Raw genomic sequence first — 19,254 nt, 5'->3', positions numbered from 1 at the left:
CGTGGCGCCGGCTCCTGCTCCCGCTGTCGCCCACGAGTCAACCGATCATGTCGAAGATCTTGAACATGGGCATGTAGAGGGCGATGATCATCGACCCGACGATGGCGCCGAGGACAGCGATCATGAGGGGCTCGATCAGCGCGGTGAGGGCCTCGGTCGTGGCCTCGACCTCCTCGTCGTAGAACTCCGCGATCTTGGCGAGCATCTGGTCGATCGAGCCGGACTCCTCACCCGAGGCGATCATCTGCACGACCATCGGGGGGAAGACGTCGTGCGCGGCCAGCGGTCCGGCGACCGACTCGCCCTGGCTCACCGAGCGCTTGACCTCCTCGAGGGCGCGCGAGATCACCACCGACCCGGTCGTCTCCGACACGATGTCGAGCGACTGGAGGATCGGCACCCCGGAGGCCAGGAGCGTCCCGAAGTTGCGGGCGAAGCGGGCGAGCGCGAGCTTCTGCACCAGCTTGCCGAAGACCGGGAGCCGGAGCTTGAGCGGATCGACGACGTTGCGGACCCGCTCGGTGCGGCCGTACTTGCGCCACAGCCACCCGGCGCCGATGCCGAGCACGACCAGCACCGGCAGCAGGTAGCGCATCGCCTGCGAGAGGAGGACCAGGACCTTCGTGGGCACCGGCAGCTCGCCGCCGAGGTCCTCGAACATCCCCTCGAAGACCGGGACGACGAAGACCAGCAGGCCGATGCACATCGCGATGGCGAGACAGAAGACCACGACCGGATAGGTCAGCGCGGCCTTGATCTTGCCGCGCAGCTTGACCTCGGCCTCGAAGTTCTCGGCGATCTGGCGCAGCGCCGTGTCGAGGAATCCGCCGGCCTCGCCGGCTCGCACCATGCTCACCATCAGCGGCGGGAACACGCCGGGCTCGCGCGCCAGCGCGGCCGATAGGCTCTGTCCCGCCTCGACCTCCTGCTTCACTCCGTGCAGGACCCGGCGCAGCTCGGTGTTGTCGACCTGCTCGGCCAGGATCGTCAGCGCGCGCAGCATCGTCAGCCCCGCGTCGATCATCGTCGCGAACTGCCGCGAGAAGATGGCGAGGTCCTTGGTCCTGATCCGCTTGCGCAGGCCGAAGGAGATCTCGCGCTGCAGGCCGACGTTGGCCGGCCGCACCTCGAGGGGCACGTAGCCCATCGACCGCAGCCGGTCGGCGACCGCCGCCTCGGAGGCCGCCTCGACCTTGCCCTCGACGAACCGCCCCTGGGTGTCGCGGACCTTGTAGCTGTACTGCGTCGCGGCCATGGTCACTGCCACGCCGACGCGGAGCGGGTCACCGCGGGCCCGACGAGCGTCTCGAAGTCGTCGCGGTTCGAGCAGTGCTCGAGGCCGGCGGCGAAGGAGATCCGGCCCGATCGGACGAGGGTGGCCAGGTGTGCGTTGAGTGTCTGCATCCCCTCCTTCGCGCCCGCCTGGAGCGCGCCCTGGATCTGCTGGAGCTTGTCGTCGCGGATCATCGCGCGGATGCCCGGCGTGCAGACCATCACCTCGACCGCTGCCGCCCGGCCGTCGCCGTCGATGGTGGGCACGAGCGTCTGGCAGACGACGCCCTGGAGCGTCGCCGCGAGCTGCGTACGCACCTGCTGCTGCTGGTCGGCGGGGAAGACGTCGACCACCCGGCTCACGGTGTCCTGCGCCGACTGCGTGTGCAGCGTGGCGAGCACCAGGTGGCCGGTCTCGGCCGCCGTGAGGGCCACCGAGATGGTCTCCAGGTCGCGCAGCTCGCCGACCAGGATCACGTCCGGGTCCTGGCGCAGCACGTGCTTGAGCGCGGCGCGGAAGTCGTGGGTGTCGCTGCCGACCTCGCGCTGGTTGACCACGCAGCCACGGTGCTCGTGCAGGAACTCGATGGGGTCCTCGACGGTGACGATGTGACCCCGGCGGGAGCGGTTGACCTGGTCGATGACCGCCGCCAGCGTCGTGGACTTGCCCGAGCCGGTCGGTCCGGTCACCAGCACGAGGCCGCGCTTGAGCGAGGCGAACGACGAGACGGCCTCGGGCATGCCGAGGTCCTCCAGCGGCACGATCCTCCAGGGGATCGTGCGGAGCACGGCGCCGACCGCCTCCCGCTGCCGGAAGAGGTTGACGCGGAACCGGGCGCGTCCCGGCACGGCGTACGCGAGGTCCAGCTCGAGGTCCTCCTCGAAGGCCTTGCGCTGCCGCTCGGTGAGGACGCCGTACAGCAGGCCGCGCAGCTGCTCGGCGCCCAGCGGGGCGTAGCCGGGAAGCGGCTCCATCTCGCCGAGGCGGCGCACCGACGGCGGTACGCCGACGGTGAGGTGCAGGTCGGAGGCGCCGAGGTCGAGCACCTGACCGAGCAGGTCGTCGAGGACGAGCGGGCGGTCCGCGACGGCGAGAGGGGGCGCGGTCGTGGCCGCCACGGGCGTCGTGACGGGCGCGGCAGGCACGGCAGGCACGGCAGGCACCGCAGGCACGGCGGCGACGACGGGGACGGGCGCGGCCCGGCGGGCGCCGGCGAGCGGCAGCCCGAAGCCGCTGCGAGGCTGTTCGGTCACGGGTCTCCTCCGAGCAGGGCGGACGGTGCTCCCTGCCCCTATCGGCAGGCCGGACTGCCGACCTGAGCGGTCGGGGCTGCGGTCAGGCGACGACGCGGAGGATCTCCTCGATCGAGGTGCGACCCTGGGCGACCTTGAGCCAGCCGTCCTGCTTCAGCGTGGCCATCCCGTGGGTGCGCGCGACGTGGGCCACCTCGTCGGTGGACACCCGGGCGACGGCGAGCCGGGAGATCTCCTCGTTGACCGTCATCACCTCCTGCAGCGCCATCCGGCCGCGGTAGCCGGTGCCTGCGCACGCCGAGCAGCCGCCCGGCCGGTAGAGCGTCGGCAGCGGCCGGTCCTCCTGCCACGGGTAGCCGACCCGGACCAGCTCGGCGGGCTCGGGCACGTACGCCTCCCGACACCGTTCGCACAGCGCACGGCAGAGCCGCTGTGCGAGTACGGCGTCGAGCGCCGACCCGACCAGGAACGGCTCGATGCCCATCTCGACCAGCCGGGTCAGCGCCGAGGGCGCGTCGTTGGTGTGCAGCGTGGACAGCACGAGGTGCCCGGTCAGCGCCGCCTCGACCGCGATCTGCGCGGTCTCCCGGTCGCGGATCTCGCCGATCAGCACGATGTCGGGGTCCGAACGCAGGATCGAGCGCAGGGCCGACGCGAACGTGAGGCCGGCCCGCACGTTGGTCTGCACCTGGTTGGTGCCGGGCAGCCGGTACTCGACCGGGTCCTCGACCGTGATCACGTTGACGTCGGAGCGGTTGAGCAGGTTCAGCGTGGCGTAGAGCGTCGTCGACTTGCCCGACCCGGTCGGGCCGGTGGCGAGGATCATGCCGTACGGCTTGGTGTAAGCCGCCTGGTAGCGCTCGAAGTTGTCCTGGCTGAAACCCAGCTCGTCGAGCCCCAGGTGGGCGTGCTCGGTGTCGAGGATGCGCGCGACCACCTTCTCGCCCCACACGGTCGGCAGGGTCGCGACGCGCAGGTCGACGCGGCGTCCCTCGTGGGTGACCGAGAGTCGTCCGTCCTGGGGGAGCCGCCGCTCGGCGATGTTCATGTCGGCCATGATCTTGAGCCGCGACACCACGCCGTTCTGGATGTTCTTGGGGGACCGGTGCGCGTCGTGCAGCACGCCGTCGATGCGGTAGCGGACCCGCATGTCGCGCTCGGTGGGCTCGATGTGGATGTCGGAGGCGCGGTCGCTGATCGCCTGACTGATCAGCAGGTTCACGAAGCGCACGACCGGCGCCTCGTCGGACACCTGGGTCAGCGTCGCCAGGTCGTCGACCTCCTCCTCGAGCGTGAGGTCGGAGGTGAGGTCGTCGAGCTCGCCCTCGGCGCGGTAGACCTGGTTGATCCGGGCGTCGATCTCGGCGCGCGTCGAGATCGCGAACCGGACCCGGCAGCGGGTCAGGCGGGCCAGGTCGTCCTTGAGGTCGATGTCGCCCGCCTGGCGGATGCCGACGGCGACCACGAGCTCACCGTCGTCGCGGGAGATCGGCAGCACCCGGGCGCGCCGCGCGAACTCCGCCGGCAGGAGGCTGACCGCCGACATGTCGACGATGAAGTCCGACAGGTCGACGTAGTCCAGCCCGACCGAGGCGGCCGCGAGGGCCAGCACACTGCCCCGCTCGACCCAGCCGCTCTCGAGCAGCACCTCGAGCACCGGCTGGCCGTGCTCGGCCGCGCGCGCCTCCGCCTGCTCCAGCTGGGCCTGGGTGATCAGGCCGTTCTCGAGCAGCGCGCGGACGGTGTCGACGGAGGGGTTGGCGCGCATCGTCATGGCTGCATCACTCCTGCATCACTCCTGCATCACGTCTGGTCCACCAGCGTCGGGTCGACCCCGGCGCGCTTGAGCAGCACGGAGAAGTCGTGCGGGTTCGACGAGGTCGCCTTGGCGTCGCGGATGGTCACCGTGCCGTCGAGCACCAGCCGCACCAGGTGGTCGTCGAAGGTCTGCATCCCCGAGTAGCCGCCCTCGGCGACGAGCGCGGGGATCGTCTCGGTCAGGTCTGGCGTGGCGATCGCCTCGGCCAGCCGCGGCGTGTTGACCGCGATCTCGAGCGCCGCCACCCGCCCGGAGCCGTCGGCGCGACGCACGAGGCGCTGGCAGACGATGCCGCGCAGCGACGCGGCGAGCGCGAGGCGGACCTGCTTCTGCTCGTACGGCGGGAAGAAGTCGACCACCCGGCTGACGGTCTCGCGGGCGTCGGTCGTGTGCAGCGTCGAGAGCACCAGGTGGCCGGTCGCCGCGGCGGACACGGCCGCCCGGACGGTGTCGGCGTCACGCATCTCACCGATCAGGATCACGTCCGGGTCCTGGCGCATGGCGGCGCGCAGCGCGACCGGCCAGCTCGCCGTGTCGGTGCCGAGCTCGCGCTGGCTGATGCTCGCGCGCTTGTCGCGGTGCACGACCTCGATCGGGTCCTCGACGGTGAGGATGTGGGCCGCGCGGGTCTCGTTGACCGCGTCGATCATCGCCGCGAGCGTGGTGGACTTGCCCGACCCCGTGGGGCCCGTGACCAGCACCAGGCCGCGGTGCTCGAGAGCGAGCCGGTGCACGGCCTCGGGCATCTCGAGCTCGGCCAGCGTGCGCGGCTCGTCGCCGACCGAGCGGAGGACGCACCCGACCCCGCCGCGAGCGCGGAACGCGTTGACCCGGAACCGGCCGACCCCGTCGACGTGCAGGGCGTAGTCGGCCTCGTTGGTGGCGGCGAAGCCGTCCGCGACCTCGGCGGTCATCGTCTCCCGGACGAGGGCCTCGAGCTGGTCGCCGCCGAGCGGGTCGCACTGGAGCGGGACGAGCGTGCCGGAGATGCGGACTCGAGGCGCGACGCCGGCCTTCAGGTGCAGGTCGGACCCCTGGTGGGTGACGACCGCCTGGAGAAGCGGCGTGATCTGGAGTGTCATCAGATTTCTGGGTCGCGGGGGTCAGGTCCGGGCGGTACCGGGCGATAGGGGAGATGTCACGTGCTTCCCATCGGCCTCGATATCCCGAACTAGAGGAATCCATGTCCCGGACTCAGATCGGCCTGGACGTCGGCGGCTCCGGCGTCCGAGCAGCGGAGCTGGCCGGCGGCCGGCGCCCGCAGCTGCGCCGGTTCGCGCAGGTGCCGCTGCGGCCGGGAGTCGTGCGCGCCGGGACCGTGGGGGACCCCGAAGCGCTCGCGGGCGCGCTGCGTGAGCTGTGGTCGCGGGGTCGCTTCTCGACCAAGGACGTGCGGCTCGGGGTCGCGAACGGCGCGGTGCTGGTGCGTCAGCTCGACCTCGACTGGATGCCGCCGGCCGACTTCCGCAAGGCCCTGCGCTACCAGGTGCAGGACGTGCTGCCGTTCTCGGTCGACGAGGCCAACCTCGACTACCACCTCGTCGAGGACCTCGAGGTCGCCGGCGTGGACGGTACGCCGCGTCGGGTCGCCCGGATCCTGCTCGTCGCCGCGTCCCGCGAGATGATCGACGGCTTGGTGGCCGCGGCCGAGCGCGCCGGGCTCCGGGTGTGCGGCGTCGACCTGGTGCCGTTCGCCGCGTTGCGCGCCCGGCACCGCCTCGGACCGGCCTGCGACCGACCAGAGGCGCTCATCGATGTCGGCTCCGACGTCATCGCGGTCGTCGTGCACACCGCCGGCGTCCCGGCGTACGCACGCATCATCCCGGGCGTCGGTGGTGAGGCCATCACCAAGGCGATCCAGGACACCTACGAGTGGGCCTGGGAGGACGCCGAGCGGACGAAGGTGTTCGTCGGCCTTCCCGGCCACGCGCGCCTCGACGACTCGCAGCGCAGCGTCCTCGGTCCGGGCCGCGACGGCCTCGACCACGCGGCACAGCAGGTCGTCGCGGGCACCGTCGACCGGCTCGTGTCGGAGATCGCGACCACGCTGGACTTCTACCGCGACAGCGCCGACCCCGCCGTCGCGGGCATCGAGCGGATCGTGCTCACCGGTGCCGCCTCGCGGCTCGGCGGCTTCGACGAGCACCTCACGGCCGCCCTCCAGGTGCCGGTGGAGCACCTCGACGTGCGCCCCGGCCTGCGCGTGCCCGGCCGGCTGCGGATCACCGAGGCGGACGCCCCCGCGCTGACGGTCGCCTCGGGCCTCGGGCTGGGGGTGCCGCGATGACCCGCTCGCCCGCCCCGCCGACCCTGCCGTCGGTCAACCTGCTCTCCGAGCCGGCGTTCGCCCGACTCGCCGCGCGCCGGCTGCGACGGTGGTTCGTGGCCGGAGGCCTGGCCGTGCTGCTCGTCGTCGGCCTCGCCTGGGGCGCGCAGCACCTGCGCGTCCGGGACGCGGAGGACGCCCTCGCGGTCGAGCGGGCCGAGACCGACCGTCTCACGGTCCAGACGCAGCGCCTCGCGCCCGTGCGCACGTTCGTCAACGGCATCGCCGCACAGCAGGCGATGGCCGCGTTGGCGATGGCCGGCGACGTCCACCTCTCCGAGGTGCTCGAGGGCATCCGCGACGCCGCTCCCGACGGCGCGGAGCTGACCACGATCGCGGTGACCGTCGCCCCGCCCGTGGCCACCGACCCGGCCGGCGAAGGTACGGCGCCGAACCCCGCCGCCGACGCCTCGGTCAACGCGTGCCCCGGACCGGACCCCTTCGCCACGCACCCCGTGATCGGCTGCGTCCTGCTGTCGGGCACGGCACCGAGCCGCGCCGACGTCGGCGAGCTCGTCATCGCGCTCGGCGAGTCCCGGCGCTTCGTCGAGCCGTTCATCTCGACGACCACGACGGCGGACTCCTCCGAGGTCACGTTCAGCGGCTCGGTGGGGCTGTCGGACCGCGTCTACAGCCGCAGGTACGCCGACCCGACGAAGGGTGGCTCGTGATGAACCTGCGCAGCCCCGCCGCCACCAAGGTCGTCGGCGGCCTCACGATGCTCGTGCTGGCAGCGCTCGGCTGGATCCTCGTGGTCGGACCCGAGACCGACGACCTCGCGGAGGTCCGCGAGCAGATCACCACCACCCAGGACCAGAACGCCCTGCTCACGCTCCAGCTCGCCCAGCTGCAGCGGCAGCAGGAGGGCCTCGAGGAGACCCGGCGTACGGCGAGCAAGCTGGCAGCGTCGTTCCCGGCGACCGCCGACCAGCCCGGGCTGTTCGAGCAGGTCACGGCGGCGGCGGTCGACGCCGGCATCGGATCCGACGGGGTCACCACCCTGGCCCCGACGCCGCCGGTCGTCGGCGACGCCACCCAGGCCGAAGGGACGACGACGCCCGCCCCGGAGCCTCGGTCCGGCCTCGCCCGGCAGACGGTGACGGTCTCGATCACCGGCAGCTACGACCAGACCCGCAAGCTGCTGAAGAACCTCGAGCACATGGACCGCGCCTACCTGATCACCGGGCTGGACGTTGCGGCGACCGAGTCGGGCATCTACACGACCACCGTGTCGGGTGACATGTTCGTGATGCCACCGGTGCCGGATCCCGGCGAGGTCGTCGACCTGGTCAGCGCTACCCCGGAGGAGGACTGAGATGGGCCTGCGATCGCGCCGCACCCGAGCAGCCGAGCCGGCGACCGAGGTCGCCGCCGACCCGACCGTCGACCTGACCGCCGACCTGGCACCGGAGACCGAGCTGCGGGTGCTGCGCGCGCAGGTCCGCTCCCTCGAGCAGGCACTGGCCGCCGTCACCGACCCGGCGCCCGCGCCGCCGGTCTCCGCACCCGCGCCCACCGTGGCCGCCGTGGCCGCCGACGCCGGCGACGGGCTGCGCCGCGCCCTGCTCGTCGCCCGCGTAGTCGCCTCGCGCATCGCGCCGGACGACGACCCGAGGCTCGCCGCCGCACGCGTGACGGCCTGCCTCGAGCAGTTGTCGGCCGAGCCGGGCCTGGCCCGACCCCTCGTCGCCGGCGAGGAGATGCCCGTGCTGGAGGCGACGTCGGGCGAGCTCGACGAGGTCGTCGTCGACGGTCCCGAGGTCGCCGAGGCGGCCGCCGTACCGGTGCTCGCCGCCGTGGACACGCCGGAGGTGGTGCTGCCCGTGCCGCCGCCGGCCAGCCCCGAGCCGCGACGCCAGCGCCGTCGGCACCGCGGGAGTGCCGCATGAGCACCCCACGAAATCGCACGCTTCCCCCGCTGCGCTCCTCCAGCGCACGATTCCGCGGGGACCCCGCATGAGTCTCTCCGACGAGTACGCCGCGCTGTCGCAGGCCCACGCCCGCCAGGGCGACGTCCGGCGTGCCCAGCTCGCCGCCTGGCTCGCCGACGTGCACGCGCTCGAGGACCTGCTGATGGAGAACGGACTCGACCTCGCCCCCGACCCTGCGGCCGAGCTCGCCGCCGTCGGCGACTCCGTGGCCGCCTCCCTCGAGGCGGTGGCCCAGGACCTTCGGCCCGAGGCCCGTCTCGACGCCCGCGAGGTCGCCGAGATCGCGCGGCGGGCGCTGGTCCACGCCTTCGACGAGTCGGTGCACGACCTGCTCGCCGCTCGACTCCCGAGCCTCGACCACCTGAGCGGCCTCGGTGCGCGTGTCGTCCCGACCCCACCACCGAGGACCCCCGACCCCGATCGTGCGCAGCTGCTGGCGGTCGAGGCCGCCGACTGCGCGGCGGCGGCGGGCGCGCTCGCCGCCGAGGGCGATGCGGACGCCGCGGAGCTGCTCGCCACGCGGTCCGACGCGGCGGCGTTCGAGTCCTACCTGCGCGCGGCGGCCGCGACCGCGGGTGACGAGGCGCTGGCCACCGTCGAGCTGCGCTGGGCCCTGGTCGCCGGCGAGCAGCGCACCGGCGACCGACGACGGCAGCGACTGGCCGCGGTGGTCGGCGCGGCCGAGCGCACCGCGCTCCTCCGACAGCTGACCGGCGAGGCGCGGTGACCTCGGCGTACCTCACGTCCCTCGGCCTGCTCGGGCTCGTCGTCGGGTCGTTCCTCAACGTGGTGATCCACCGGGTGCCCGCCGGCCTGTCCGTCGTCTCACCCGGCTCGGCCTGCCCGGCGTGCGCGCACGCCGTGCGTCCGATCGACAACGTGCCCGTCGTCTCGTGGCTGCTGCTGCGCGGTCGCTGCCGCGACTGCGCGGCGCCGATCGCGGTGCGCTACCCCCTCGTCGAGGCAACGACGGGTGCGCTCTTCGTCGTGGCGGGCTGGCGGTTCGGAGCCACGCCGTACGCCGCCGCGGTGCTGGTCGTCGTCGCCGCCGGGGTCGCGCTGGCGATGATCGACCTCGACCACCGCCGGCTGCCCTTCCCCGTCACCGGGGCGATGGCGGTCGGGACGGTCGTCGCGCTGGCGATCGACGTCGCGTTCCACGGCACCGGTCCGGTGCCCGTCGCCCTGCTGTCGCTGCTGCTCTGGCTCGGGGTCTACGGCGGCGTGTGGCTGGCGACCCGCGGACGCGGGATGGGCCTCGGCGACGTGGCGCTCGCGCCCGTCCTCGGCCTCGCCCTGGGTTGGCACGGCTGGGGCGCGTCCCTGGTCGGACTGGCGGCCGGGTTCGTCGTCGGTGCGCTGGTCGGCGGGGTGCTCCTCGCCGGCGGAGTCGCGCGGCGGGGCACCGCGGTCCCGCACGGACCGTTCCTGCTCAGCGGTGCGCTGCTCGGCCTGATCGCGGGGCAGCCGCTCGCCTCGGCGTACCTGCGCCTCGTCGGCCTCGGCTGACCGACGAGTAACCTGGCGTTCGCCGGGACGGCCGGATCTGCGAGGATCCCGCCGTGGACGAGATCGCTGACGTCATCGTCGTGGGCGCCGGGCTCGCCGGCCTGACCGCGGCCGCCGAGGTCGCCGACGCCGGCAAGCGCGTCGTGCTGCTCGACCAGGAGCCCGAGCAGTCGCTGGGCGGCCAGGCGTTCTGGAGCCTGGGCGGCCTGTTCTTCGTGGACAGCCCCGAGCAGCGCCGGATGGGCATCAAGGACTCGCGCGACCTCGCCCTGCAGGACTGGCTCGGCAGCGCGCAGTTCGACCGCGACGAGGACCGTTGGCCGCGGCGCTGGGCCGAGGCCTACGTCGACTTCGCCGCCGGCGAGAAGCGGGCGTGGCTGCGGGCGATGGGGCTCCGGGTGTTCCCGGTGGTCGGGTGGGCCGAGCGCGGCGACGGCCGGGCCGACGGCCACGGCAACTCCGTGCCGCGCTTCCACATCACGTGGGGCACCGGTCCCGGCGTGGTCGAGCCGTTCGAGCGGCGCTGCCGAGAGCACGCGGCGTCCGGCCGGCTGCGGTTCGCCTTCCGCCACCAGGTCGACGCGCTGGTCGTCGAGGGTGGCGTCGTGGTCGGCGTGCGCGGGACCGTGCTGGAGCCGAGCTCCGTCGAGCGGGGCAAGGCGTCGAGCCGCACCGGTGCGGGCGACTTCGAGCTGCGCGCCCAGGCGGTCATCGTGACCAGCGGCGGCATCGGCGGCAACCACGACCTGGTCCGCAGGACCTGGCCGGCCCGGCTCGGCACGCCCCCGAAGACGATGGTGTCCGGCGTGCCGGCGCACGTCGACGGCCGGATGCTCGAGATCTCCCAGTCCGCCGGGGCCCGGGTGATCAATCCCGACCGGATGTGGCACTACGTCGAGGGGCTGCGCAACTGGGACCCGATCTGGGACAACCACGGCATCCGGATCCTCCCGGGTCCGTCGTCGCTGTGGCTCGACGCGACCGGCAGGCGGCTGCCCGCGCCGTACTTCCCCGGCTTCGACACCCTCGGCACGCTCGCGCACCTGCGCCGGACGGGCTACGACTACTCGTGGTTCGTGCTCACTCAGAAGATCATCGAGAAGGAGTTCGCGCTCTCCGGCTCGGAGCAGAACCCCGACCTGACGGGCAAGGACCTCAAGCTCCTGCTGTCGCGGGTGCGGAAGGGCGCACCCGGTCCGATCGAGGCGTTCAAGCAGCACGGCGACGACTTCGTCGTCGCCGACACCCTTGCCGAGCTGGTGCGGGGCATGAACGAGATCGGCGACTCCGAGGCACCGTCGATCGTCGAGGCCGAGCTGCGGGAGCTCGTCGAGCAGCGCGACCGCGAGATGGACAACGCGTTCACCAAGGACGCGCAGGTGACCGCGATCCGGCGCCCGGCAGTACCGCGGCGACAAGCTGATCCGCGTCGCCACCCCGCACAAGCTGCTCGACCCGAAGGCCGGCCCGCTGATCGCCGTCCGCCTCAACATCCTCACCCGCAAGTCGCTCGGCGGCCTCGAGACCGATCTCGACGGTCGCTGCCTGACGTCTGCCGGGGAGCCGCTGCCCGGCCTCTACGCCGCGGGCGAGGTCAACGGCTTCGGCGGTGGCGGCATGATGGGCTACAACGCGCTGGAGGGCACCTTCCTCGGTGGCTGTCTCTTCTCCGGGCGTACGGCGGGCCGCGCGGCCGCCGGCGCTGTGTAGCGGGCTGGCGCCCGGTGCGGGAATACCCGGTGCACCGGGTATTCCCGCACTTCTGGGGCAACGCAACACCCGAGAACCGCAGGCATTGCCGCAGAAGCACGTCGTGTCGAGCTCGTTTCACCGGGCGGCCGGGGAGACGAGCGAGGCGCCCGGGCGATCAGTGGGCGCCGGTGAGGTTCAGGCCGATCACGCCTGCGACGATCATCGTCAGCGACGCGAACTTGACCCAGTCCATCGACTCGCCGAGGAAGAGGTAGCCGACGACGGCGACGAGGGCGGTGCCGGCGCCGGCCCAGATGGCGTAGGCGATCGACACGGGCACGGTCTTCACGACGACGGTGAGCAGCCAGATCGCCACGGCGTACCCGATCACCACCGCGATCGTCCACGGGATGTCGGTGAAGCCCTTGGCCTTCGGCAGCAGGGCACTCGATGCGACCTCCACCGCGATGGCGAGCGTCAGCAGGATCCCGGCGAGCATGACTGTCTTCCCTCCGTGTGTAGCGACTGCTACATGACTGTAGCATTCGCTACGCTGGCGCCGTGAGCCGTCGCGAGGAGCTGCTCGACCTGGTGACCGACCACGTGCTGGAGCACGGGCTGGTCGGGTTGACCCTGCGCCCGGTGGCGGCCGCGATCGGCACCAGCGACCGGATGCTGATCTACCACTTCGGCAGCCGCGACGGCCTGGTCTCCGCTGTCGTCGCCCGCACGGGCAAGCGCAGCGTCGCGGTGATCGACGCGCTGCCGGCCGCTCCGTCGGTGCGAGCGGCGATCAACCGGCTCTGGACGGCGTACGGCGAGGAGCCGCTTGCCGGCTGCATGCACGTCTACGTGCAGGCGGCCGCCACCGGACTCTTCGGGAGCGAGCCCTACCTGAGCGAGGCCCGTGCCAGCAACGAGCACTGGTCGGCGTCGTTGCGCGCCTACCTGGTGCGCAGCGGCGCGCCCGCGCGTCGCGCCGGCCGGATCGTCACCCTGGTCGACTCGGCGCTGTACGGCTTCCACCTCGATCTCGCCACCGACCGTCCCGACGAGCTCGCCCGCGGCGTCGACGACCTCGCCCGCGCGGCCCAGGCGCTGGCCGGGGTTCAGTAGTCAACGCGGTCGGACCTGCCCAGCCAGGCGTCGAACGGCGCGAACGAGGCGGGGTGGGAGCCGGGCTGGACCAGCGTCGGCCACGTCGAGCGGTCGCGGTCGAACAGCTCGTAGAACTCCCGGTCGTCGAAGCCCCCGCGGGCGGCGTCGTGGCGGTCGGCGGCGTACACGACCCGGTCGAGGCGCGCCCACAGGCAGGCAGCGACGCAGAGCGGGCAGGGCTCGCAGGAGGTGTACAGCTCACAGCCGGCCAGCGAGAAGTCGGCGACCTCGGCGCAGGCGGCGCGGATGGCCTCGATCTCGGCGTGGGCCGTCGGGTCGAGGTCTCGGGTGACCCGGTTCTGCCCGGTGGCGAGCAGTGCGCCGTCGCGCACGACGACGGCCCCGAACGGCCCGCCGCCGGCGGCGACGTTCTCGACGGCGAGCTCGACGGCCCGCGCGAGCCACTGGTCGTCGGCCACGTCAGCTCCCTCGGTAGGTGGTGTAGGCGAACGGGCTGAGCAGCAGCGGGACGTGGTGGTGCGGCCGGCCGGGATCGATCTCGACGGCGATGCCGACGACCGGGAAGAACGTCTCGCGTCCCTGGCCGCCGTACCAGGGCCCGGTCTCGAACGTCAGCACGTAGACGCCGCCCGGGAGGTCGGCGGCGAAGCGCACCCGGCCGTCGTCGTCGGTCGAGCCGGTCTCCAGCGCCTCGTCGGCGGCGTTGCCGAGGTGCACCCGGAGCCCGACGACCGGCACGCCGGCGTTGGTGTCGAGGACGTGGGTCGACAGGGTGCTCATGGCAGCGGTCCTCCCGAGGTCGAAGGCGGGCGTGTGAGTGAGGCTACGGCCTCGGCCGGCTCGTGGCCGTCCAATTCGCGCGCCCGGTGCGACGGTTTAGCGCGGCACGGATCGGTCACCGACCGGGCAACGGCGCGGAGTCGCCGCGTCGGCATCGGAACACATGGGGATGACGATGACTGGAACGCGAAGGAAGAAGGTCTCTGCTGCGACCACGGCCCTGGCGGTGGGCTGCACGGGTCTCCTGGTCGGCGCGGGCGGGACGACGACGGCGGCCGCCGCCGCCCGCGACCCGGGCGCGTACGCCGCCGCGACGAGCGCGCAGGTGGCCCACGTGACCGCGGTCGGTGGCCTGCCCGCGCCCACGCTGGCCGACCTCTCCGTGGCCGCGGTCACCGGTTCGAGCGGTGCGACCATCAGTCCGCGGGCCGTGGCCGACGCACGCAACATCGGGGGCTCCGGAGTCGCCGGCACCCTGCTGCCGCTGCTCTCCGCGGCCCACAGCGAGGCGACGCCGACGTCGCCCGACCCGGGCCCGACGACGCAGACCACGGTCCCGGCCAACGCGGCGCCGTTGCTGGACCTCGGGGTGTCGACCTCGACCGCGCAGGCGCGCGCGACGGCCGATGGCTCGTGCGTTCCCAGCGGACAGGCGTCCTCGGCCTCGGTGGCCAGCACCGCCGATGCCGCCGTCCTGCCGAACGGCGTCCCCGGCGTGGGCGACCTGCTGACCCTGCCCGACAACGTGGCGACGTCCCAGCGCACCGAGCTGGTGGGGCGGGACGGCGGCCACGCCGTACGAGCCACCGCGTCGGCATCGACCCTCGATCTCCGCCTCTTCGGCGGCGCCGCTCAGGTGAGGGTGGGCTCGGTCCCGACGCTCACCGCGCTTGCCGGTGGCAGCGCCGGCGACGCCTCGGTCACCTACGACGCGCCGGCGATCACCCTCGTCGCGGGTGGTCAGGCCGTCGAGGTGCCGTCGAACGGGGCGCCGGTCTCGCTTCCGATCCCGGGCAACCCGGGCCTCACCCTCGAGGTGTCGGCACCGGGCCTGCAGACCAACGACGTCTCGGCCGACGGCACCGGGGCCGAGGGCGCGGCCACGGTCCTGCACGTCGGGGTCGCGCAGGGCACGACCACGATCCTCGGCCTCGACCTGATCCCGCTGACCGCCAGCGCTACGGCGCCCGCCGGCGGTGTCGACTGCGCCAGCGGTGGTGGCGGTGGCGGTGGCGGTGGCACCGGACGCGACCCCGACGGCGACGGCCTGACCGACCGCGAGGAGGCCGACCACGGGACCGACCCGGGCAACGCCGACACCGATGGCGACGGGTACGGCGACGGCTACGAGGTCGTCAACGGCTCCGACCCGCTCGACCCCGCCTCGCCGGGACCGGGCGTGCCGGGCGTCGACACCGACGGCGACGGCGTACCCGACGGCCGGGAGGGTCAGCAGGGCACCGACCCGCTGAGCCCCGACACCGACGGCGACCTGGTCTCCGACGGCAACGAGTCCACGTTCGGCACCGACCCGACGCGGGCCGACTCCGACGGCGACAAGCTCGCGGACGGTCGCGAGGTGCTGATCAAGACCTCTCCCGTCAAGAAGGACACCGACCGTGACCGGATCAACGACGGCCGCGAGGTCAACGGCTTCAAGGTCAGGACGCTCGGCCGGGTGACGACCAACCCGCGCCGCGCCGACACCGATCACGACGGGATCAGGGACCGCAAGGAGGTCCGCGGCACGAAGATCCGCACGAAGGTCGTGGTGCGGCACAAGCCGGCTCATCGGATCGGTCTCGTCCGCACCAACCCCAGGCGCGCCGACTCCGACCGCGATCGGATCCGGGACCGCAAGGAGATCCGCGGGTTCAAGAACAAGCGCTACCACGTGCGCTTCGTCAGCAACCCGCGCCGCAAGGACTCCGACCGCGACGGCCTGCGCGACCGGCCCGAGGTGACGGGCAAGAGGAACAAGCGGTTCAACAGGATGCCGACCAACCCGCTCGACTGGAACTCCGACCACGGGAAGATCGGCGACAAGCGCGAGATCCGGGAGGGCACGAACCCGGCCGAGCTGCCGAAGCGCAGGCGCAACCGGTAGCCGCCCGTCGTGGACCGCCTCGACTCAGCTGTAGAGGCGGTCCACGACGTCGGAGTACTTCGCGTTCACGATCCGGCGCTTGAGCTTCAGCGTCGGGGTGAGCTCCTCGGACTCGGCGGTCCACTCGACGGGCAGCAGCTCGAACGACTTCACCTGCTCCGGCCGCGACAGCCGCTCGTTGGCCGCATCGACCGTCTGCTGCACGATCGAGCGGATCTCCGGCTTCTCCGCGAGGTCGGCGAGGTCGGTGAACTCGATGCCCATCTGCTGGGCCATCAGCGGCGCGATCTCGCCGTCGAGGGTGAGGATCGCGACGACGTACGGCCGGTTGTCGCCGATCGCCATCGCGTGGCCGATGAGCGGCGACTCCTTGAGGTAGTTCTCGATGTTCGACGGTGCGACGTTCTTGCCGGCCGAGGTGATGATCAGCTCCTTCTTGCGGTCGACGACCGAGAAGAAGCCCTCGTCGTCGAGGGTGCCGATGTCGCCGGTGTGGATCCAGCCGTCGTCGTCGATGAGCGTGCGGGTCGCGTCGTCCTGGAGGTGGTAGCCGGGCGTGTTCACCGGGCCGCGCACGAGGATCTCGCCGTCGTCGCCGAGCCGGACCTCCATGCCCGGGTTGGCGCGGCCGACCGTGCCCAACCGGAAGCCGCCCGGGCCGTTGGCGGTGACGGCACCGCAGGTCTCGGTCATGCCGTAGACGTCGTAGACCTTGAGGCCGAGGCCGGCCATGAACTGCGCGACGTCCAGCGGCATCGGGGCGGCCGCCGAACCCGCCCAGGTGACCTGGTCGAGACCGAGCAGCAGCTTGAGGAAGCCGAGGATCTGCTCGTCGGCCTGGCGGTAGGCCTCCTCGATCGCGGGCGTCATCGTGCCGCCGACCTCCTGCGCCTGCACCCACGCGAGCCCCGCGGCCATGGCCCTCTGAACCATCTCGCGGTTGGCCGCGTCGGGGTCGGCGGCGAGCTTGGCGGAGAGGCCGGTCTTGATCTTCTCCCACACGCGCGGGACGCCGAAGAACGCCGTCGGGTGCACCTCGCCCAGTGCGCCGAGCAACTCGGCCGGGTCGCCGATCGCGTGCAGGTGGCTGCCCTGGATCTGCGGGCCGTAGAGGCCGAGCACCCGCTCGGCGATGTGGGCGAGCGGCAGATAGCTCACCGACCGCTGCGGATCCGTCAGCCCGGCCTTCTCCTGGGTGGAGATCGCCTCGTAGAGCACGTTGTGGTGGGTGAGCACCACGCCCTTGGGGTTCCCCGTCGTCCCGGACGTGTAGAGGATCGTCGCGGGGGAGTCCGGCGTGACCTCGCCGGCCCGCGCCTCGACCGAGCCCGGGTTCGCGGAGCGGTGGGCCGCACCCGCGGCCACCAGCCCGTCCCAGTCCTCGTCGAGCATCACGACCGTGTGGAGGCTGTCGACCTCGGCCAGCGCCTTCTCCCAGCGCGCCCGGTGCTCCGCGGTCTCGAGGAAGACGACCGTCGGCCGGGCGTGCCCCGCGACGTAGGCGACCTGCTCGGGCGACAGCGTGTTGTAGATCGACATCGGCGTCGCCCCGGCATGCACCGCACCCATGTCGGCGAGGAAGTGCTCGATCCGGTTGGACGCCATGATCGCGACGGTGTCGCCGGCCACGACGCCGCGCTCCATCAGCCCGGCCGCGACGTCGAGCGCCCGCTCGCGCGTCTCCGCCCAGGTCAGCGTGCGCCAGGACTCGCCCTCGGGCACGTGGTGCCGGTCGGAGTACGCCGGCTGCCCGGCGTGCGCGCCGACGGTGTCGGCCAGCGCGTCGACGAGCGTGCGCCCCTCGATCTCGGCCTGGATGCGGGCGCGCTCGGTGAGTACGTCGTCGGACATCGGCTGCTCCTCGGGGACGGAGTCGAAGTGGCGAGGGTCACAGCCTCGCCCATCGCGGGCGGTGGCACCAGAGGAGCCTGCGAAATCCCGGGTCCACCTCTCCGATTCCGGGTGATCCGGTCGATTGCTGACTTCTGGCAGTGGTTGCGCTGCCTTTCGTCTTCAACAGATCGGTCTGAGCGTGTCCCTGTGTTCGCGCCGGCTGCTGGCCGCGGTCGCGGCCGCCGCGTCGGCATCCGCCCTTGTCCTCACCGCCGGCGGCTCCGCCTCGGCGGCCCCCACCGGCTCGCACCGCGGGCCGACCGCCGAGTCGACGTCGGCGTGGTTCGTCGACCCGTTGACGCCCGCCGAGCGCAAGCGTGCGATCCCGGTGCCGGCTCGCCCGAAGAAGTTCGGCAGGAAGGCTGCCGGCGAGCGTCTTCAGCTCACCCGCGCGGCGTACCGCACCGCCGACGGTGGCCTGGCGGTGCCGATGCGTGTCGCGCTCGGTCACCGGGTCGAGGAGGGCCAGGCCCTCACGCTCGACGGCCGCGGCCTGTTCGTGATCAACACGACCTCGCTGACGTCGGTCGCGAAGACCCAGCTGGTGGGTGTCGCGAAGGCGTTCGCGGGCGCGGCGGCGATCCGCTGCGAGGGTCACGCCGACTACGGCTCCACTCGCGAGCACGGCCGTGAGCTCGCCGCGGGCCGCGCCGCCGCCGTGTGCGACCGCCTGGAGAGGCTGCTGCCGGGAGTGCGGACCACCGTCCGTGGCCACGGGTTCAGGCTGCCCGCCGTCGTGGGCGGCCGCGCCCACGACCGCGCGCTCAACCGCCGCGTGGTGGTCGAGATGACCCGCGCGGTCGCGCCTGCTCCGGTCCCGGCGCCCGCCCCGGCTCCGGCGCCAGCGCCGGCTCCGGCTCCGGCTCCGGCCCCGGCCCCAGTCCCCGACGTGACCACCCCGACGACCAGCGTCCCGTCCGCCCCGACGGCGTCGCACGCCAAGCAGAGCGCCGCGAACGACTTCGGCGTCGTCTTCGAGCCGTCGTCCGCGTCGGACGCCGCCAGCTACGAGCTCTCGATCAACGGCACCGACTGGGTGCCGCTGTCCGTCACGTTGATGATCGACGACTTCTGGTTCGGGACGCTCACGAGTCCCGGCCTCGCCGCGGCGTGCGCCGACAGCAAGACCCTCGACCGGACGGTGCCGTTCCAGCTGCGGGCCGTGACGGGGACCGTGACCTCGCCGTCCAGCAACTCTGCCGACATCGTCTGCCTCGCGGGACCGGACAAGCCGCAGCTCTCCAGCGTCACCGACTCCGGTCTCCCCTTGGTCAGGCTCTGGTTCAACCGCGGCGCGGATGCGACCGCGGAGACGACGTACGAGTTCGCCTTCGGACCGGACGAGGACCACCACGGCTCGTGGGCGTCGGTGCCGGCGACCCAGGAGAGTGGGTCCCTCTACAGCACGCCCGAGGTCACGATCGCCGACCTGTGCCAGTCGACGCAGTGGATCGGGCTCCGTGCGGTCGATGCCGACGGCGTTCGCTCCATCGCGGACTGGATCGAGGTCCGCCCGAGCGACCCCCTGTGTGAGGAGCCTCCGCTTCCCTAG

Annotated in this window: 18 protein-coding genes and 1 pseudogene; 11 read left to right on the top strand and 8 right to left on the bottom strand. The window is 72.8% G+C overall.

The annotated features are described in order from the left end of the window. Window positions 1-37: 37 nt before the first annotated feature. The 4 genes from PZ894_RS07970 to PZ894_RS07955 all read right to left on the bottom strand — a co-directional run bounded on the left by PZ894_RS07970 (window position 38) and on the right by PZ894_RS07955 (window position 5,427). A complete protein-coding gene (locus PZ894_RS07970; protein ID WP_275743966.1) occupies window positions 38-1,255 on the bottom strand; it encodes a type II secretion system F family protein in 1,218 nt (405 codons plus the stop codon). A gap of 2 nt (window positions 1,256-1,257) precedes the next feature. Continuing rightward, window positions 1,258-2,526, bottom strand: a complete 1,269-nt coding sequence (locus tag PZ894_RS07965; RefSeq protein WP_275743965.1) for a type IV pilus twitching motility protein PilT — start codon at window positions 2,524-2,526, stop codon at window positions 1,258-1,260. A gap of 82 nt (window positions 2,527-2,608) precedes the next feature. Beyond that, the gene (locus PZ894_RS07960; protein ID WP_275743964.1) at window positions 2,609-4,300 is read right to left on the bottom strand and encodes an ATPase, T2SS/T4P/T4SS family; all 1,692 of its coding nucleotides are present in this window, start codon (window positions 4,298-4,300) and stop codon (window positions 2,609-2,611) included. Window positions 4,301-4,329: 29 nt separating this feature from the next. Beyond that, window positions 4,330-5,427: a PilT/PilU family type 4a pilus ATPase gene (locus tag PZ894_RS07955; RefSeq protein ID WP_275743963.1), complete on the bottom strand. Its 1,098-nt coding sequence runs from the start codon at window positions 5,425-5,427 to the stop codon at window positions 4,330-4,332. 101 nt (window positions 5,428-5,528) lie between these two features. Here PZ894_RS07955 and pilM point away from each other — a divergent pair, with 101 nt between their 5' ends. From pilM to PZ894_RS07915, 8 genes and pseudogenes are all read left to right on the top strand, one after another. Then, window positions 5,529-6,632 carry a type IV pilus assembly protein PilM gene (pilM, locus tag PZ894_RS07950; protein ID WP_275743962.1) on the top strand — a complete coding sequence of 368 codons (1,104 nt, stop codon included), beginning with the start codon at window positions 5,529-5,531 and terminating at the stop codon, window positions 6,630-6,632. Next, on the top strand, window positions 6,629-7,342 hold the full coding sequence (locus tag PZ894_RS07945) for a hypothetical protein (protein ID WP_275743961.1): 714 nt from the start codon (window positions 6,629-6,631) through the stop codon (window positions 7,340-7,342). The genes pilM and PZ894_RS07945 overlap by 4 nt, the downstream gene beginning before the upstream one ends. After that, window positions 7,342-7,986 (top strand): hypothetical protein, encoded by a 645-nt coding sequence (locus PZ894_RS07940; RefSeq protein WP_275743960.1) that lies wholly within the window; start codon window positions 7,342-7,344, stop codon window positions 7,984-7,986. Before PZ894_RS07945 ends, PZ894_RS07940 begins: the two co-directional genes overlap by 1 nt. A gap of 1 nt (window position 7,987) precedes the next feature. After that, window positions 7,988-8,560, top strand: a complete 573-nt coding sequence (locus PZ894_RS07935) for a hypothetical protein (protein WP_275743959.1) — start codon at window positions 7,988-7,990, stop codon at window positions 8,558-8,560. A 67-nt stretch (window positions 8,561-8,627) separates the two neighbouring features. Continuing rightward, a complete protein-coding gene (locus PZ894_RS07930) occupies window positions 8,628-9,329 on the top strand; it encodes a hypothetical protein (RefSeq protein ID WP_275743958.1) in 702 nt (233 codons plus the stop codon). Then, window positions 9,326-10,111 carry an A24 family peptidase gene (locus PZ894_RS07925; RefSeq protein ID WP_275743957.1) on the top strand — a complete coding sequence of 262 codons (786 nt, stop codon included), beginning with the start codon at window positions 9,326-9,328 and terminating at the stop codon, window positions 10,109-10,111. Before PZ894_RS07930 ends, PZ894_RS07925 begins: the two co-directional genes overlap by 4 nt. 53 nt (window positions 10,112-10,164) lie before the next feature. Continuing rightward, window positions 10,165-11,451, top strand: a pseudogene (locus tag PZ894_RS07920) (FAD-binding dehydrogenase); the annotation flags it as partial. 79 nt (window positions 11,452-11,530) lie between these two features. Next, window positions 11,531-11,821: an FAD-binding protein gene (locus PZ894_RS07915; RefSeq protein ID WP_345799142.1), complete on the top strand. Its 291-nt coding sequence runs from the start codon at window positions 11,531-11,533 to the stop codon at window positions 11,819-11,821. Between the two features lie 157 nt (window positions 11,822-11,978). Here PZ894_RS07915 and PZ894_RS07910 read toward each other — a convergent pair whose 3' ends face one another. Beyond that, window positions 11,979-12,302: a multidrug efflux SMR transporter gene (locus tag PZ894_RS07910; RefSeq protein ID WP_275743956.1), complete on the bottom strand. Its 324-nt coding sequence runs from the start codon at window positions 12,300-12,302 to the stop codon at window positions 11,979-11,981. A 62-nt stretch (window positions 12,303-12,364) separates the two neighbouring features. Here PZ894_RS07910 and PZ894_RS07905 point away from each other — a divergent pair, with 62 nt between their 5' ends. Beyond that, complete coding sequence (locus PZ894_RS07905; RefSeq protein WP_275743955.1) at window positions 12,365-12,919, top strand: TetR/AcrR family transcriptional regulator; 555 nt, start codon at window positions 12,365-12,367, stop codon at window positions 12,917-12,919. Here PZ894_RS07905 and PZ894_RS07900 read toward each other — a convergent pair. Then, complete coding sequence (locus PZ894_RS07900) at window positions 12,913-13,380, bottom strand: nucleoside deaminase (RefSeq protein WP_275743954.1); 468 nt, start codon at window positions 13,378-13,380, stop codon at window positions 12,913-12,915. The two genes, PZ894_RS07905 and PZ894_RS07900, sit on opposite strands and share 7 nt — an antisense overlap. Window position 13,381: 1 nt before the next feature. Further along, window positions 13,382-13,702 (bottom strand): hydroxyisourate hydrolase, encoded by a 321-nt coding sequence (gene uraH / locus PZ894_RS07895; protein WP_275743953.1) that lies wholly within the window; start codon window positions 13,700-13,702, stop codon window positions 13,382-13,384. A 175-nt stretch (window positions 13,703-13,877) separates the two neighbouring features. Here uraH and PZ894_RS07890 point away from each other — a divergent pair, with 175 nt between their 5' ends. Next, complete coding sequence (locus tag PZ894_RS07890) at window positions 13,878-15,809, top strand: binary toxin-like calcium binding domain-containing protein (protein WP_275743952.1); 1,932 nt, start codon at window positions 13,878-13,880, stop codon at window positions 15,807-15,809. A 24-nt stretch (window positions 15,810-15,833) separates the two neighbouring features. Here the strand turns inward: PZ894_RS07890 and PZ894_RS07885 are convergent, their stop codons facing one another. Then, window positions 15,834-17,660: an AMP-dependent synthetase/ligase gene (locus PZ894_RS07885; protein ID WP_275743951.1), complete on the bottom strand. Its 1,827-nt coding sequence runs from the start codon at window positions 17,658-17,660 to the stop codon at window positions 15,834-15,836. A gap of 181 nt (window positions 17,661-17,841) precedes the next feature. On the opposite strand from PZ894_RS07885, the gene PZ894_RS07880 reads away from it, so the two are divergent. Then, on the top strand, window positions 17,842-19,254 hold the full coding sequence (locus PZ894_RS07880; protein ID WP_275743950.1) for a hypothetical protein: 1,413 nt from the start codon (window positions 17,842-17,844) through the stop codon (window positions 19,252-19,254).

This window comes from Nocardioides sp. YIM 152315 (genome assembly GCF_029210375.1).
GTDB lineage: Bacteria > Actinomycetota > Actinomycetes > Propionibacteriales > Nocardioidaceae > Nocardioides.
The sequence above is the reverse complement of the archived record's forward strand: the minus strand, read 5'-3'. Positions and strand labels throughout refer to the sequence as shown.

Excerpts from the sequence above, each read along its gene's own strand:
- PZ894_RS07970 (WP_275743966.1), bottom strand. The coding sequence starts at position 1,255 with ATGGCCGCGACGCAGTACAGCTACAAGGTCCGCGACACCCAGGGGCGG.
- PZ894_RS07960 (WP_275743964.1), bottom strand. The coding sequence starts at position 4,300 with ATGACGATGCGCGCCAACCCCTCCGTCGACACCGTCCGCGCGCTGCTC.
- PZ894_RS07955 (WP_275743963.1), bottom strand. The coding sequence starts at position 5,427 with ATGACACTCCAGATCACGCCGCTTCTCCAGGCGGTCGTCACCCACCAG.
- pilM (WP_275743962.1), top strand. The coding sequence starts at position 5,529 with ATGTCCCGGACTCAGATCGGCCTGGACGTCGGCGGCTCCGGCGTCCGA.
- PZ894_RS07945 (WP_275743961.1), top strand. The coding sequence starts at position 6,629 with ATGACCCGCTCGCCCGCCCCGCCGACCCTGCCGTCGGTCAACCTGCTC.
- PZ894_RS07940 (WP_275743960.1), top strand. The coding sequence starts at position 7,342 with ATGAACCTGCGCAGCCCCGCCGCCACCAAGGTCGTCGGCGGCCTCACG.
- PZ894_RS07935 (WP_275743959.1), top strand. The coding sequence starts at position 7,988 with ATGGGCCTGCGATCGCGCCGCACCCGAGCAGCCGAGCCGGCGACCGAG.
- PZ894_RS07930 (WP_275743958.1), top strand. The coding sequence starts at position 8,628 with ATGAGTCTCTCCGACGAGTACGCCGCGCTGTCGCAGGCCCACGCCCGC.
- PZ894_RS07910 (WP_275743956.1), bottom strand. The coding sequence starts at position 12,302 with ATGCTCGCCGGGATCCTGCTGACGCTCGCCATCGCGGTGGAGGTCGCA.
- uraH (WP_275743953.1), bottom strand. The coding sequence starts at position 13,702 with ATGAGCACCCTGTCGACCCACGTCCTCGACACCAACGCCGGCGTGCCG.
- PZ894_RS07890 (WP_275743952.1), top strand. The coding sequence starts at position 13,878 with ATGACTGGAACGCGAAGGAAGAAGGTCTCTGCTGCGACCACGGCCCTG.
- PZ894_RS07885 (WP_275743951.1), bottom strand. The coding sequence starts at position 17,660 with ATGTCCGACGACGTACTCACCGAGCGCGCCCGCATCCAGGCCGAGATC.